Annotated in this window: 15 protein-coding genes; 9 read left to right on the top strand and 6 right to left on the bottom strand. The window is 67.3% G+C overall.

The features are described from left to right. Genes fdxH through fdhE form a run of 3 tightly spaced genes read left to right on the top strand, consistent with a single transcriptional unit; the run spans position 1 to position 2548 of the window. Positions 1-921, top strand: coding sequence for a formate dehydrogenase subunit beta (gene fdxH / locus C722_RS0122470; RefSeq protein ID WP_017642663.1), 921 nt, complete (start codon positions 1-3; stop codon positions 919-921). After that, a complete protein-coding gene (locus C722_RS0122465; protein ID WP_017642662.1) occupies positions 918-1625 on the top strand; it encodes a formate dehydrogenase subunit gamma in 708 nt (235 codons plus the stop codon). The genes fdxH and C722_RS0122465 overlap by 4 nt, the downstream gene beginning before the upstream one ends. Beyond that, the gene (fdhE, locus tag C722_RS0122460) at positions 1625-2548 is read left to right on the top strand and encodes a formate dehydrogenase accessory protein FdhE (protein WP_017642661.1); all 924 of its coding nucleotides are present in this window, start codon (positions 1625-1627) and stop codon (positions 2546-2548) included. The genes C722_RS0122465 and fdhE overlap by 1 nt, the downstream gene beginning before the upstream one ends. 15 nt (positions 2549-2563) lie before the next feature. Here the strand turns inward: fdhE and C722_RS0122455 are convergent, their stop codons facing one another. Then, entirely contained in the window at positions 2564-3163 is a 600-nt protein-coding gene (locus C722_RS0122455; protein ID WP_017642660.1) for a TetR/AcrR family transcriptional regulator, read from the bottom strand. Between the two features lie 72 nt (positions 3164-3235). On the opposite strand from C722_RS0122455, the gene bdcA reads away from it, so the two are divergent. Next, positions 3236-3949: an SDR family oxidoreductase gene (gene bdcA / locus C722_RS0122450; RefSeq protein WP_017642659.1), complete on the top strand. Its 714-nt coding sequence runs from the start codon at positions 3236-3238 to the stop codon at positions 3947-3949. A 69-nt stretch (positions 3950-4018) separates the two neighbouring features. Here the strand turns inward: bdcA and C722_RS0122445 are convergent, their stop codons facing one another. Beyond that, positions 4019-4876, bottom strand: coding sequence for a LysR family transcriptional regulator (locus C722_RS0122445; RefSeq protein ID WP_026084035.1), 858 nt, complete (start codon positions 4874-4876; stop codon positions 4019-4021). A 150-nt stretch (positions 4877-5026) separates the two neighbouring features. On the opposite strand from C722_RS0122445, the gene C722_RS0122440 reads away from it, so the two are divergent. From C722_RS0122440 to C722_RS0122425, 4 genes are all read left to right on the top strand, one after another. Next, on the top strand, positions 5027-5773 hold the full coding sequence (locus tag C722_RS0122440) for an SDR family NAD(P)-dependent oxidoreductase (RefSeq protein ID WP_026084034.1): 747 nt from the start codon (positions 5027-5029) through the stop codon (positions 5771-5773). Between the two features lie 158 nt (positions 5774-5931). Then, positions 5932-7356: an MFS transporter gene (locus C722_RS0122435; RefSeq protein WP_037064503.1), complete on the top strand. Its 1425-nt coding sequence runs from the start codon at positions 5932-5934 to the stop codon at positions 7354-7356. Positions 7357-7387: 31 nt separating this feature from the next. After that, positions 7388-8218: an oxidoreductase gene (locus C722_RS0122430; RefSeq protein WP_026084033.1), complete on the top strand. Its 831-nt coding sequence runs from the start codon at positions 7388-7390 to the stop codon at positions 8216-8218. A gap of 197 nt (positions 8219-8415) precedes the next feature. Continuing rightward, positions 8416-8994 (top strand): hypothetical protein, encoded by a 579-nt coding sequence (locus C722_RS0122425; RefSeq protein WP_017642654.1) that lies wholly within the window; start codon positions 8416-8418, stop codon positions 8992-8994. Between the two features lie 49 nt (positions 8995-9043). Here the strand turns inward: C722_RS0122425 and C722_RS0122420 are convergent, their stop codons facing one another. Beyond that, positions 9044-10309, bottom strand: a complete 1266-nt coding sequence (locus tag C722_RS0122420; protein ID WP_017642653.1) for an Hsp70 family protein — start codon at positions 10307-10309, stop codon at positions 9044-9046. A gap of 129 nt (positions 10310-10438) precedes the next feature. Next, on the bottom strand, positions 10439-10882 hold the full coding sequence (locus C722_RS0122415) for a thiol-disulfide oxidoreductase DCC family protein (RefSeq protein WP_017642652.1): 444 nt from the start codon (positions 10880-10882) through the stop codon (positions 10439-10441). 153 nt (positions 10883-11035) lie between these two features. Between C722_RS0122415 and C722_RS0122410 the strand changes: the two genes are divergently transcribed. Next, complete coding sequence (locus C722_RS0122410; protein WP_017642651.1) at positions 11036-11833, top strand: SDR family NAD(P)-dependent oxidoreductase; 798 nt, start codon at positions 11036-11038, stop codon at positions 11831-11833. Here C722_RS0122410 and C722_RS0122405 read toward each other — a convergent pair. Together C722_RS0122405 and C722_RS0122400 are read right to left on the bottom strand one after the other, a co-directional pair. Continuing rightward, positions 11830-12564 (bottom strand): DUF502 domain-containing protein, encoded by a 735-nt coding sequence (locus C722_RS0122405; protein ID WP_017642650.1) that lies wholly within the window; start codon positions 12562-12564, stop codon positions 11830-11832. The two genes, C722_RS0122410 and C722_RS0122405, sit on opposite strands and share 4 nt — an antisense overlap. A gap of 86 nt (positions 12565-12650) precedes the next feature. Next, positions 12651-14468 carry a S9 family peptidase gene (locus C722_RS0122400; RefSeq protein WP_017642649.1) on the bottom strand — a complete coding sequence of 606 codons (1818 nt, stop codon included), beginning with the start codon at positions 14466-14468 and terminating at the stop codon, positions 12651-12653. Positions 14469-14496 lie beyond the last annotated feature (28 nt).

Here is a 14496-nt window from a genome sequence, read left to right as displayed (position 1 = left end):
ATGAGAGGCGATCAAGTCAACTTCCAGAACATCGTCGCGCGCTCGGCCACCTCCGAGGAGTCGCCCCATACCCGCATCGGCGGGGTAGAGGCGGTGGCCAAGCTGATCGACGTGTCGCGCTGCATCGGCTGCAAGGCCTGCCAGGTGGCCTGCTCGGAATGGAACGACCTGCGCGACGAGGTCGGCCATTGCAACGGCACCTACAACAATCCGCCGGACCTCACCCCGGAAACCTTCCAGGTGATGAGATTCGACGAATACGTCAACGAGAAGGGCAACCTGGAGTGGCTGATCCGCAAGGACAACTGCATGCACTGCGCCGACCCGGGCTGCCTCAAGGCCTGCCCGGCGCCGGGGGCCATCGTGCAGTACGCCAACGGCATCGTCGACTTCAATTCCGAGCACTGCATCGGCTGCGGCTATTGCGTCTCGGGCTGCCCCTTCGACGTGCCGCGCATCTCCAAGAAGGACCAGAAGGCCTACAAGTGCACCCTCTGCTCCGACCGGGTCTACCACGGCCTGGAGCCGGCCTGCGTGAAGTCCTGCCCGACCGGGGCGATCATGTTCGGTACCAAGGAGGACATGACCGAACACGCCCAGATGCGCGTCGGCCAACTGCATGACCGCGGCTTTCCCGGCGCCGGTCTCTACGATCCGGCCGGGGTGGGCGGCACCCATGTGATGTACGTGCTGCAGCACGCCGACAAGCCGGAGCTCTATACCCACCTGCCGGCCGATCCGCAGATCAGCCCCATGGTCAGCCTGTGGAAGGGCGTGACCAAGCCGATCATGTCGGCGCTGCTGGGCGTCACCGCCATCGCCGGCATCGCCCACTACCTGACCAAGGGACCCAAGGAAGAGCCCGAGGAGTCCCCGGACGAGGCAGAGCGCCAAGCCGCGCGCGAGGAGGACCGGCCATGACCACGCCATCGGACAACCAGCGCGGCATCCTGCGCTACACCACCTTCAGCCGGCTGAACCACTGGTTCATCGCCTTCACCTTCGTCTGCCTGACCCTGAGCGGCCTGGCCTTCTTCCACCCGTTCTTCTTCGACCTCACGGCGCTGTTCGGCGGACCGACCATGACGCGCATCCTGCACCCCTTCATCGGGGTGGCCATGAGCCTGGGCTTCGTGGTCATGGCGGTGCGCTTCTTCAAGGTCAACCTGTTCAAGCGCCACGACGTGGCCTGGGTGCGGCGCATTGGCGATGTCCTCGCCAACCGCGACGAACTGGCGCCGCCCATCGGCGCCAACAACCCCGGGCAGAAGCTGGTGTACTGGGTGATGCTGCTGTCGGTGCCGGCGCTGCTGCTCAGCGGCTTCTTCATCTGGCGGCCGTATTTCGCCGACATCCTGCCGCGCGGCTGGCTGCGCTTTTCCAGCCTGGTGCACGCCTATGTCGCCTTCCTCGCCATCGTCACCCTGATCATCCACGTCTATTCGGCGATCTGGGTGAAGGGCTCCTTCCGCGCCATGACCCAGGGCCGCGTCAGCCGCGCCTGGGCCAAGCACCATCACCGGCTGTGGTACGACGAGATCGTCGAGCAGGAACGCCGCGAAGGCGGCGAGCGGGGCGAGCGCCCCCTGGATGAACACCGCATGCCCGACAAGGGGACTCCCTGATGCATCAGTACGGCACCTCGCCCACCGGCATCCTCAATCCGCCGCCGGTGGTCCTGCCCGATCGCCAGCTGTTCGCCCGTCGTGCCCGCCGCTTGCGCGAACTCGCCGAGCGCAGCGCCGAGCTGGGCGATTTCCTCGGCTTCATGGCCCTGCTGGTCCAGGCCCAGGAGGCCGTCCTGCAGGAGCGCCAGCCTAGCTGGCAACCGGCGCCGGATGCCTTCAGCCTGGCCCTGGCGCACGGCATGCCGCCGCTGCAGGGGCAGGCCCTGCTGCGGGATCTGGACTGGCAGGGCGATCTGCAGGCGCTGCTGGCCAATCTGGAGTTGCGCATCGCCGCGCGTCAGCGGCCGGTGCTCGAACAGCTGGCTGCCTTGCCGGTGGCCGAGCGTCAACGGCTCGCCGAGCAGCTGCTGGCCCAGGAACTTGGCGCCCCGGAGGTCCGGGCCCTGCTGCCGCTGGTGGGCGCTGCCCTGCAGGTGGCCTGGGTGCGCCTGGCCCTGAGCCTGCCGCAACCGCCACAGCGCCATGGCGATGCCAGCCGGGTGCTGTGTCCGACCTGCGCCGCGCCGCCGCTGGCCAGCATCGTCCACGCCGACCGCGATCGCGACAACGTGCGCTACCTGCACTGCAGCCTCTGCGCCACCGAATGGCACCTGGAGCGCAGCAAGTGCAGCTGCTGCAACAGCAGCGCCCAGGTGCGCTACCTGGCCCTGGAAGACCAGGCCGGCAAGACGCCCTTGGCCGCCCAGGCCGAGACCTGCGACAGCTGCGACAGCTACCTCAAGCTGGTCAGCAAGAGCTTCAACCTGGGCGCTGAGCCCCTGGCCGACGACCTCGCCAGCCTGCCGCTGGACTTCGCCCTGGCGGAAGAGGGGCGCTATGCCCGCAGCGGCTTCAATCCGCTGTTCATCGCCGGGGACTAGGGCGCCAGCGCCGCGTCACGCCTCCACGGCGAGGGCCTGGGTCAGCGCCAGGCCCGCCAGGCGCGCGCTGGCCAGCAGGCGTTCCAGACTCTGGCCGTGTCGCGCGCTGGCGGAGAGGCCGGCCATGGTGGTGATGACGAAGTCGGCCAGTTCCTGAGCACGCTGCGGCTGGCAGGCGGCGATATGGGTGCGGATGAGCGTCTGGGCCGCCTGGTGGTGCCGGTCGGCCGCCGCGCGGGCCTGGGGATCGTCGGAATGGGTGCCCTCCAGCACCAGGCAGCCGGCCGCACAGGGGTCGACCGCATAGCTGCGCGCCGCCTCTTCCAGCACTCGGGTGAGCGCTACCGCCAGGGACTGCTCGCCGTCCAGGATCTCGTGCAGCAGCAGTGCGCCCGTCGAGATATAGCGCTCGAGCACCCGCTGGTACAGCTCGAGCTTGCTGCCGAAGGCCGCATAGAAGCTCGGCGGCCTGATCCCGAGCGCCTGGGTCAGATCGGCGACGCTCACCCCGTCATAGCCTTTTTCATGGAACAGGCGCTGGGCCTGGACGAGGGCCTCGTCCGGATCGAAGCGGCGCGGCCGCCCACGGGGTGCGGGTTTATTTGTAGCGTTCATTACAAAAATACTTTGACAGCGGACGGGAGAGGCTTATTGTAGCACTCACTACATTAATCAGGAGGCAGACCCATGAGCAATTTCGCAGGCAAGAAGGTGTTGGTGCTGGGCGGCAGTCGCGGCATAGGCGCCGCCATCGTGCGGCGCTTCGCCGCCGCCGGCGCCCAGGTGACCTTTACCTATGCCAGTTCCAGGGATGCCGCCCAGGCCCTGGCGGCGGAAACCGGCAGTACCGCCGAGCTGACCGACAGCGCCGACCGTGACGCGGTGATCGCCCGGGTGCGCGCCTCTGGTCCGCTGGACGTGCTGGTGGTCAATTCCGGCGTGGCGCTGTTCGGCGATGCCCTGGAACAGGATCCGGACGCCGTCGATCGTCTGTTCAGCATCAATGTGCAGGCGCCCTATCACGCGGCCGTGGAAGCCGCGCGGCAGATGCCGCCGGGCGGGCGGATCATCGTCATCGGCTCGGTGAATGGCGATCGCATGCCGGTGCCCGGCCTGGCCGCCTATGCCGTGAGCAAGTCGGCCCTGCAGGGGCTCGCCCGCGGTCTGGCGCGGGACTTCGGTCCGCGTGGTATCACCGTCAACGTGGTGCAGCCGGGTCCCATCGATACCGAGATGAATCCGGCCGATGGCCCCATGAAGGAGCTGATGCACAGCTTCCTGGCGATCAAGCGCCACGGCAGCGCCGACGAGGTGGCCGGCATGGTCGCCTGGCTGGCCGGCCCCGAGGCCGGCTTCGTCACCGGCGCCATGCACACCATCGACGGCGCCTTCGGCGCCTGATCGAGCGCGTACCCCTATCGCCCAGGGCCCAGGCGATAGGGGCGACGGCCGGCTATCCGGCAGGCCAGCCTAGTGCGCCGGCCCCAATACCTCTTCGGCGATATCCAGCAACGCCCGCAGCCTGTCCATGTGGCGCAGGTCCTGGTGATAGCCCACCCAGATATCCCTTGACGGAGGACTGCCGAAGCTCTCGATGAGCTGCAGTCCTGCCGTCGCATCGCCGAGCGGGCGGGGCAGGACGGCAACCCCCAGTCCACGCCGGCACATCTGCGCCTGAACGGTCCGACTGGTACTGGTGAAGGCGCGTTGCGACCCCGGCAGTCGATCAAGCAACCAGGCGACATCGGGAAAGTGCGATTGCGCGCTGTTCATGAGGATCAGCCCGACCACAGCCGTATCCTCCTGCATGGCCAGCACCGTCTCGGCGGAGCCATAGAGGCCGTAGGGCATCCTCAGGAAACGGCGCTGCACGATATCCGGTTCGCTGAAGGGCACCAGGCGAAAGGCCACGTCCGCATCGCGTCGGGAGAGATCCAGCAGTCGATAGCTGGCAATGACCTCGGGCACCACGGCAGGGTGCCGCCGGGTGAGGTCGGCCAGGACCGGCGCCAGAACATAGCCGGCAAACCAATCCGCCGAAGAGATTCGCAGGATTCCCTCCAGGCGCTGGTGGTTACCTGCCAGACGCCGCTCCATGGCCAGGGCCGAGGCTTCCATGGACTCGGCCAGGGCGAATACGGCATCTCCCGAATTCGTGAGGATCAGGCCCTCGCGGGTACGCCGTAGCAGCGCCTGTCCGGCTTCATCCTCGAGCGTTCTGATCCGTCGACCTACCGTTGGGTGGCTGATTCCCAAGGCTCGCGCGGCCGAGCCATAGGATCCACCCCGGGCGACTGCCAGAAAGATCCGTACATCGCTCCATTCCATGGCGAACCTGCGTTCAAAAATGAACATTGAATATGCAGGAAAGGCAGTACCCAAACAATATCGTAGGGGCGACCATGGTGGCTCACATCGACGTAGATCCGTTGGATTCAGCCAGGGATGTTCGAACTGGCTCTGTGCAGGTGAGCAGATATGAGCAGGTTGCTAGATAGGGTTGCGATTGTGACGGGCGCCTCCAAAGGCATCGGTGCGGGCATTGCCCGGCAACTGGCGGCAGCCGGCGCCAGGGTCGTCATCGGCTATGCGTCCAGCCAGGACGGGGCGGATGCCGTCCTGGCCGACATCGAGACCGCAGGGGGTACGGCTATCGCGCTACGCGCCGACGTTCGCCAGCGGGCCGATATGGAGGCCTTGGTAACGGCGGCCCTCGAACACTTCGGTCGCCTGGATATCCTGGTGAACAATGCCGGCATCTATCAATTCGCCAGGATCGAAGACACCACCGTGGATCTGTATCGGCTGCAATTCGACATCAATGTACTCGGCCCCTTGCAGCTCATAGGCGCCGCCAGTCCCTATCTGGGCGCCGGCAGCAGCATCATCAACGTCAGCTCGAATGTCACCAGCGTCCTGCCGGCGGAAAGCGCCATCTATAGCGGCACCAAGGGCGCGCTCGATGCGATCACGGGTGTGCTCGCCCGCGAGCTGGGCCCTCGTGGTATCCGCGTGAATGCCGTCAATCCTGGCCTCATCGAAACCGAGGGCACCCAGGCCGCCGGCGCCCTGGGCGCGGAATTCCAGGCCTGGAACGAGGCCCGCACCCCACTCGGCCGTATCGGCCAGGTACGGGATATCGCCCCCATCGTCGCCTTTCTGGCGTCCGACGATGCCAGCTGGGTGACCGGCGAATGCCTCTTCGGCTCCGGCGGGATGCGCTAGCAGGCGGTTGCCTTGGCCGCGCGCTGTTCGCTACAGCCGCTTGCTGACCGCCCGCCGGCACGCTGCTACCTCGCTTTTCGAGAAATCGCTGCATCCAGCTGCCGCGTGCCGGCAAGGCTTGCGCGGGTCAGGATGCAGCTCGATTAAAGGTAAGGTCCATGAACTCATCCCTTCCCATGGCCCAGCCCGATAGCCGTCGCTGGTTCGCGCTGGGCGTGCTGCTGATCGGTACGCTACTGCCACCGCTCGACTTCTTCATCGTCAATGTGGCGCTGCCGGTGATCCGTCGCGACTTCGAGACCTCCTCGGATCTGGCCCAGCTTGTGGTATCCGTCTATGCGACGGCTTATGCGGTCACCCTGATCCTGGGCGGCCGCCTGGGTGACATGTTCGGCCGCAAGCGTGTCTATCTGGGCGGCATGCTGGGCTTCGGTATCGCCTCTGCGCTATGCGGGGTCGCGCCAACGCCCGCTATGCTGATTGCCGGGCGGCTGCTGCAGGGCGTAGCGGCTGCCATCATGGCGCCACAGTCCATGGCGCTGATCCATGCGACCTTCCCCGCGGAAGAGAAGAATCGGGCGCTCGGCCTGTACGGCGCGACCTTCGGACTTGCCGCTGTGCTGGGCCAGGTCTTGAGTGGGGTGCTGATCGAGGCCAATCCCTTCGGCTTGGGCTGGCGCAGCATCTTCCTCATCAATCTTCCCATCATTCTCTGTGCCCTGCCGGCCGCGCTGGTCGTGCTGCGCGAGAGCCGGGCCACGCAACCGGGCCGGCTCGATGTCATGGGCGCCGGTCTGCTCGCGGCTGGGCTGTTGGCGCTGGTCGTACCCCTGGTCGAGGGACCACGACTGCATTGGCCCTGGTGGTCACTCCCCCTGCTCATCGTCAGTGGCGGGTTGCTGATCACCTTCTGGCGCTACGAGCAACGCAAGGAGGCGGCCGGCGAGACGCCCCTGGTGCTGCCTTCCCTGCTCACCGCTTCCCGGTTGAGACGCAGCCTCCTGGCGACCTTTCTGTTCTATGCCCTGGCACCTTTCTTTCTCATCTTCGCCGTCTACCAGCAGGCCGGCCTGGGGCACGGAGCCCTGGCTGCGGGCTGGGCGATCCTCCCCCTGGGGATCGGCTTCCTCCTCGGGCCCCTGTGCAGTCCGCACCTTGCCCAACGGTTGGGTGCACGCACCGCCGCCTTTGGCATGGCTTTGGAGGTCATGGGCCTGATGTTGGCGGCCGCGCTGGCCGGCTTGCCCACCTGGCTGCCGGTGCCGCTGCTGTTGATCGGCCTGGGGCAGGGCATAGCGCTTCCGGCCCTGGTGAGAGTGAACGCGGATCAGGTGGCGCCGAGCCTGGCCGGACTCGCCGCCGGCTTGATGAATGCCACCCTGCAGATCAGCGCCGCCCTGGCGGTAGCGCTCATAGGAGGCCTGTTTTTCGCCCTCGCCCCCGATGGCGCTGGCGGAAGAGAGGTGCAGGTCGCCTTTTCCGTTGCCGCCTTGACGATGGGCGCTGCCCTGGCGCTGGCAGCCGTTTTGAGTTGGCCAGGCACCCCGGCGACTGTCTCGCCAAGGGCTTGCGACGCAGAGTGAACAGCGCTTCTCACAGCGCGAGGAGAACAGCATGAGAAAGACCTGGCTTATTACCGGTTGCTCGAGCGGTCTTGGCGGCCATATCGCCGCAACGGCCGCTGCGCGTGGAGACAGAGTCGTGGCAACGGCTCGCGATCCCGCCTTGTTGCAACCCCTGGTTCGGCAATTCCCGGAGAACCTGAGGACCGTGCGGCTGGACGTCACCGATCCCGCCTCGGTGGCTGCCGCGATTGCCTTTGCAGAGCGGGAATTCGGCGGTCTCGATGTCTTGGTGAACAACGCCGGGATAGGCTTCATCGGTGCCGTGGAGGAGGCCGAGCCCAGCGAATACCGGCCGGTGTTCGACGTGAATGTATTCGGTCTGATCGAAACGACCCGCCTGGCGTTGCCTGTCCTGCGCCGGCGAGGCGGCGGCCGTATCGTCAACCTGTCATCCGGGGCAGGGCTCTCGGGAGGACCGGGTTCCGGCTACTACAGCGCGAGCAAGTTTGCGGTCGAGGGATTTTCCGAGTCGCTGGCCAAGGAGGTGGAACCCTTCGGAATCCGCGTGACCATCGTCGAGCCCGGCCCGTTTCGCACCGATTTTCTCGGGCGCTCCATCGCCATGGCGAACCAGGTGATCCCGGCCTACGCCGACACGGCGGGGCGGCGGCGTGCCTACCGGGACAGCAATGACGGCAAACAGGCGGGAGATCCGCGAAAGGCTGCCGCGGTGATAGTGCAGGCCGTCATGGCGACCGAGCCACCCTTGCATCTGCCGCTTGGACCGGTCGCCTACGACATCGCGGAACGCAAGTCGCAGGCGCTGCGCGCCGACATGGAGGCCTGGCGCGACATCGCCCTGCATACCGACTTCGACTGATCGATCCAGGCGGGGCTGCGGTACCCGTGGCTTCTAACGTTCCACCCACCTCGCGGATCATCTCGATCCCTGTGCCCAACCCGCTTGAGCGGCACGCTCATCGCCATGGGGTGCCTGGGCCTTGTCGCCTGGTGAGTGGATTCCTTTCCCGGCAAGCGTCCTTGCCATTCCGTAAATGAACACCGCTGGAGTGCTCCATGAGTCATACCTTCCCGGATTCGACTGCCCGCCACTGGCTGCAACGCTACTATTTCATCAGGACTGCGGTTTCGCTGCTGTGGATCGCGCTGGCGCTCGCCATCGGTCATGAGCAGGGTTGGGCGGGGCCGCTATTGCTCGTTCTCTACCCTGCGTGGGATGCCCTGGCGAACGTTCTGGATGCCCGCCAGAGCGGCGGGCTGCGGCACAACGCTGCGCAGCGACTCAACGCCGTCGTCAGTCTGGGCGTCGCGGTGGCGATAGGGCTGGCACTGGGGGCCGGCCTAGGCGCCGCGATCGGGGTGTTCGGGGTCTGGGCCATGGCCGCTGGGCTTTTCCAGCTGGTCGTGGCGATACGGCGCTGGCGGACGTCCGCTGGTCAGTGGGCGATGATCCTGAGTGGCGCTCAATCCGCCCTGGCGGGTGGATTCTTCGTGAAACAGGCGACCGAAGGCGTCCCGCTGGATGTTTCCAGCGTGACGCCTTATGTGGCTTTCGGTGCCTGCTACTTCGGGGTCTCGGCGGCCTGGCTCGCGGTAGCGAGATCGCGGCGGAGCGCGGCCGCTAGGCGAGCCTGATGTGGAGCCGACGCCCTCGTGGGCGCCGGCCCCGGCGGTGTCGAAGGACTCAGCCGTAGCGCTTGAACGCCTCGATGGCCAGGCCGTTGCCGATGTTGCCGAAGCGGTCGCCGTCCACCAGGCGGGCGCCGGGGAAGCGCTTGGCGAGGGCCTGGCGCAGTGCCGGGATGCCGCTGGAGCCGCCGGTGAAGAACAGGCTGTCGACCCGCGCCGGATCGAGATCGGCGCGGGCCAGCAGGTCGTCCACGCCACGGCTCAGGCGTTCCAGTTGCAGGGCGATGGCGGCATCGAACAGTGGCCTCTCCAGATCCGCGGCCAGGCCGGTCTCGATGCGATCCAGGCGCAGGGTGCGGCGCCAGTCGTCGGTAAGGGCGATCTTGGCGTCTTCCACCTGGATCGCCAGCCAGTGGCCGGCGCGCTGTTCGATGAGCTTGAACAGGCGATCCATGCAGCGGGTGTCCTGGGCGTCGTATCTCATGTCGCGCAGGCCCAGCACGCTCTTCTTGGCGTAGACGGCGTTGATGGTGTGCCAGGTCGCCAGGTTGATGTAGTGGCTGGTGGGCATGGTGGCGCCGCTCTTCATGGCGCTGCCGTAGCCCAGCAGCGGCATCACGCCTTCCAGACTCAGCTGGCGGTCGAAGTCGGTGCCGCCGACGTGCACGCCGCCGGTGGCGAGGATGTCGCCGGCGCGGTCGGCCAGGTTGCGGCGCTCCGGCGCCAGGCGCACCAGGGAGAAGTCCGAGGTGCCGCCGCCGATGTCGACGATCAGCACCAGTTCTTCGTGCTCGATGCTGCGTTCGTAGTCGAAGGCGGCAGCGAGGGGTTCGAACTGGAAGGAGATATCGCTGAAACCTACCTGGCGCGCCACAGCGGCCAGGGTGTCCTCGGCCTCCTGGTCGGCGACCGGATCGTCATCGACGAAGTGCACCGGACGGCCCAGTACCACGGCGTCGAAGGGGCGATCGGCCTGCTGTTCGGCGCGCTGCTTGAGGGTGCCGAGAAACAGGCCGAGCACCTCGGTGAAGGGCAGGGCGCTGCCGAGGATGCTGGTCTCGCCTTTGAGCAGGTTGGAACCGAGCAGGCTCTTGAGCGAACGCAGCAAGCGGCCCTCGTAGCCTTCCAGGTATTCGTGCAGCGCCTGGCGACCATAGGCCGGGCGGCGTTCCTCGGCGTTGAAGAAGATCACCGAGGGCAGGGTGGCCTTGCCTTCTTCGAGGGGCAGCAGGACGTCGCCGGCGGGCCTGAGCCAGCCGGCGGTGGAGTTGGAGGTACCGAAGTCGAGGCCCAGGGCGCGGGCGGGTTGAGCAGCAGACATGTCAGGATCCGTAACGCGAGCAGCCGCGCAGTTTAGCTGAGACCGGCGACCAGGCGAACCCTGGCCGGATGCCAGCAGGATTGACCCGCGCTGCTGCAGGACTGAAGCGATGGCAGGCGAACGGTGGTGTCAGCCCTTGCGCGAGCGGTCGCGCGGCTCTTCCAGGGTGCAGACATCATCCTGGCAACGCCGACTGCCCTCAGGATGCGGCAGCCAGGTCAGGCCTGGGCGCAGCTTGAGAAACAGGCGATAGCCCATTTCCAGCAGCGGCCGCAACGGCCGCCAGGCCAGCGGTCGGGCCCAGTGGCCGAGGCCTGCGGTGCGCCAGCTCCAGTAGGTGGCGTCCAGGCCCTTGAACCAGTAGCCATCGGCATCCCGGGCGTGGAGCAGATCGAGCATGGCCTGGCGCGGCGGCGCATCGGCGGGCGCCTGCGCCTCGTAGTCCGGCGCGGCCAGATCCACCAGGTGCAGCTGGCTGGGGTCGGCATGGCGGCGCAGCCAGGCGATCTCGCGGGCGCACAGCGGGCAGGCGCCGTCGTGAAAGAGGGTCAGGGGCAGGCGAGGGGCGTGCATCGTGATCTTCCCAGGGGACTTGTCTATCTGGACCGGCACGCGGGGCTGCCGTTGCGCTTTCCGCCGAACGGTAAGCGCAACGGCGCCCCGTGGCGAGTCGGAATCAGAGACGCCGAATGACGGCATTGCACGCAAACAACCAACGAGGTCGCTATGGATCTGGGAATCAAGGGGCGTGTCGCCCTCATCACGGGGGCCAGTGGTGGCATGGGGCTGGCCACGGCTAAGCTGTTGGCCGAAGAGGGCGTCAAGCTGGTGCTTTCCGACCTGGAGCAGGACAAGTTGGAAGCGGCGGCCAAGGGCCTGCCGGGCGAGCCGCTGCTGATCGCCGCCGACATGACTGACCAGGCCGCGGTGGACCAGTTGGTAGAGCAGGGCGAGGCCCGCTTCGGCCAGATCGACATCGTGGTACATACCGCGGGCGTCACCGGCGCCAAGGGCGATCCCCTGGAGCTGGCCGATGCCGACTACGAGGAGGCCTGGGCTACCGACTTCTTTTCCGCCGTGCGCGTCGGCCGCGCCGCCATCCCGCGCATGCGTAAGCGCGGTTGGGGTCGCTTCGTCTGCATCACGTCGGAAAACGCCGTCCAGCCCTATTGGGAAGAGGCCGTCTACAACGTCGCCAAGGCCGCCCTGGCCGCCTTCATCAAGAACCTCTCCTACAAGGAAGCGGCCCACGGCGTGCTGTGCAACACCGTGTCGCCAGCCTTCATCGAGACCGGCATGACCGACGGCATGATGGAAAAACGCGCCAAGGAACTAGGGGTCTCCTTCGAAGAAGCCATCGAAAGCTTCCTCGACGAAGAACGACCCGGCATCGTGCAGAAGCGTCGCGGCCAGGTGGAAGAGGTGGCCGCGGCCATCGCCCTGCTGGTGTCCGAACGCGGCTCCTTCATTAACGGCAGCAACCTGCGCGTGGATGGGGGCTCGGTCCAGGCCGTGCAGAACTAAGACGAGCGGGGCGGCTCCTCGGCCGTCCCGTTTTCTTGCTGGCGGCGCACGGCCTCTTCCAGGGGAATGAACTCCACTTGGCGATCCTTGACCACCGGTGGCAGGGTGATGCCCATGGAGACATAGATGCTGGTGAACATGTCGATGCCCATGTCCGCCGGTTTCACCCAGTCCACCGGGACATAGAGCAACCCGCCGCCCACGGGGACCGGCGCCGAAGGCACCAGCACGGCGTGATAGTGGCGACCCTCGATATCGATCACCGCCGGATTGGGCAGCAGTGCCAGCACCGCCACGCCCTGACCACCAAAGAAGCACCACACCGGACTCATGGCGCGGATATCCGCGCCCCCTTCCTTGCGATCGAGCAACTCGACGAAGCGTTCGGCCAGGCCATAGAGCTTGCCCACCACCGGAATGCGGCGGAAGGTCACGTCGGCGAACCAGCCCAGCGGCCGGCGCAGGCCCAGCTTGACCGCTAGTCCCAGCGGATAGAGCAGTACCAGCAAGAGCAGGGTGCCGAGGCCATAGGCCGCCAGGGAGTTGCCGACGAAGGGGTGACCGACCGCCACGAACAGCCGGCCCAGGGTGGTGTTGGGGCCGATCAGCCCATTGAGGAAGCTGACGATCCAGCCGATCAGCGCCAGGGTCAGGACCAGCGGCAGGAGCAAGAGCAGGCCGGCCAGCCAGGTGGAGACGACGCTTTCGATACTGCGGCGAACGAAGGGCATGCAAGAACTCGACGGCTAAAGCGCCATTCTATACGGCCCGGGTGCGCTCAGCGTCGGCCCGGACCGACTTTCTGAGCGCGCCTCGATCACAGCCAGCGGCGATAGAAGGCGGCCTCCTGCTCCAGGACATCGGCCTGGTTGGCCGCTCGGCGAAAGCCATGGCCTTCATCGGGATAGCGCCTGACCACCACCGGTATGCCGCGCGCCTCCAGGGCCGCGGCCATGGCGTCGGTCTGGGCCGGGACCACCACAGCATCCTTGAGGCCCTGCAGGAAGATCACCGGCGCCTGGATGCCATCCGCGTGCAGCAGCGGGGTACGGGCCTCGTAGCGCGCGCGGTCGGCCTCGGGATCGCCGATCAGCCAGTCCAGGTAGTCCGCCTCGAACTTGTGGGTGGCCTTGGCCAGCGCCAGGGGATCGCTGACGCCATAGAGGCTGGCGCCGGCGCGAAAGACGTCGCGGAAGGCCAGGGCGCAGAGCACGGTATAGCCGCCCGCGCTGCCGCCGCGGATAAAGGCGCGTGCTGGATCCACCAGCCCCTGGGCGCCGAGGTGCTCGACCACCGCGCAGGCATCCTCGACGTCCACCTCGCCCCAGCGCAGCTGCAGTGCCTGGCGATAGGCCCGGCCATGGCCGCTGCTGCCGCGATAGTTGAGATCGGCCACGGCGAAGCCCTGGCGGACCCAGAACTGGATACGCGCATCGAACACCGGATAGGTGCAGGAGGTGGGGCCGCCATGGATGCTGACCAGCAGCGGTGGCGGACCTTCGCCGTGCCCTTCCGGCAGATAGAGAAAGCCCTGGGCCTGCTCGCCACCGCTGGGATAACTCAGCGGCTGGGGCGTGACGATGGCCGCGTCCGCCAGGGGCGCCACCCCGCCGGTGACGATCTCCACCGCGCCGGTCTGGCGGTCGATGGCCAGCACCGCCGAGGGCCGGGTCGGCGCTGCGGCTATGCAGTAGCAGTGCGTCTCGTCCAGGGCCAGGCCGCGGAAACGGCTGAAGTCCGGGGCCAGGCGACGGACCTCGCCAGCTGCCCGGCGCTCGCCGAGCAGGCCGAAGCCGTCTTCCTGCCAGGTCGCCAGCCAGCCTTCCGCGGTCGGCAACCAGCTGCTACCGCCCAGCTGCCAGGGCGCCGCCGCGTGATCCGCCGCGGGTGCCTGCCTGGGCGCGAAGCCCTCCGCGGACTCGCACCAGGGCTGCCACCAGCCCTGGCGATCGCTCAGCGCCCAGAGTTGGTCATCCTCATCGAAGAGCGGCTGCTGCAGCGACTCCTCGGGATCGGCTGAAACGATGCTAGGCGCTACGGGCTGACCTTCTTTGTCCAGTGTCGCCGCCAGCAGCCGGGTGCGGGTCCAGGGCTGGTGCGGCCTGTCCCACTCGATCCAGGCCAGTCGACAGCCGTCGGCGCTGGTACGCGGCGCCGCATAGAAATCCGCGCCCTCGGCGAGCACCTGACGCTCGCCGCCCGAGCGCAGGGCGACCAGGCGATGCCGCGGCGGCTGCTCGCTGTGATCCTCCTCGACCGCCAGCACCTGCTGCCTGACGCCATCCCAGTGCAGATCGCCATAGCGCCAGGCCTCGCCACCGGCCAGCCATACGGGCGCGCCGCCCTCTCGCGGCTGACGATAGACCGCCTGGTCGGCTTCGTTGACGAACAGCGGTCCCTGGTCACCCAGGCAGAGGGCGCCGCCGCCGTATTCATAGACCTTGCTGCGCAGGCTGAAGCCTGCCGGCGTGAGGCACCGCGGTGCAGCGCCGGATGTGCGCAGCCACAGCCGGGTGGCGCCGTCGGCGGGATCGTACTGACTCCAGTAGAGGCCACTGGCATCGACCTTGAGTTCGGCGAAGTCGATGCCGGCGGCAACGGCCTGGGCCGGCGTGAGCGAGGTAGGGGCGGTCATGGCGACTCCGGAAGTAGGAACAGCCGTT

The organism is Pseudomonas sp. 313, from assembly GCF_000316965.1.
Lineage (GTDB): Bacteria > Pseudomonadota > Gammaproteobacteria > Pseudomonadales > Pseudomonadaceae > Chryseomonas > Chryseomonas benzopyrenica.
This window is presented reverse-complemented; position numbering and strand designations above follow the sequence as displayed.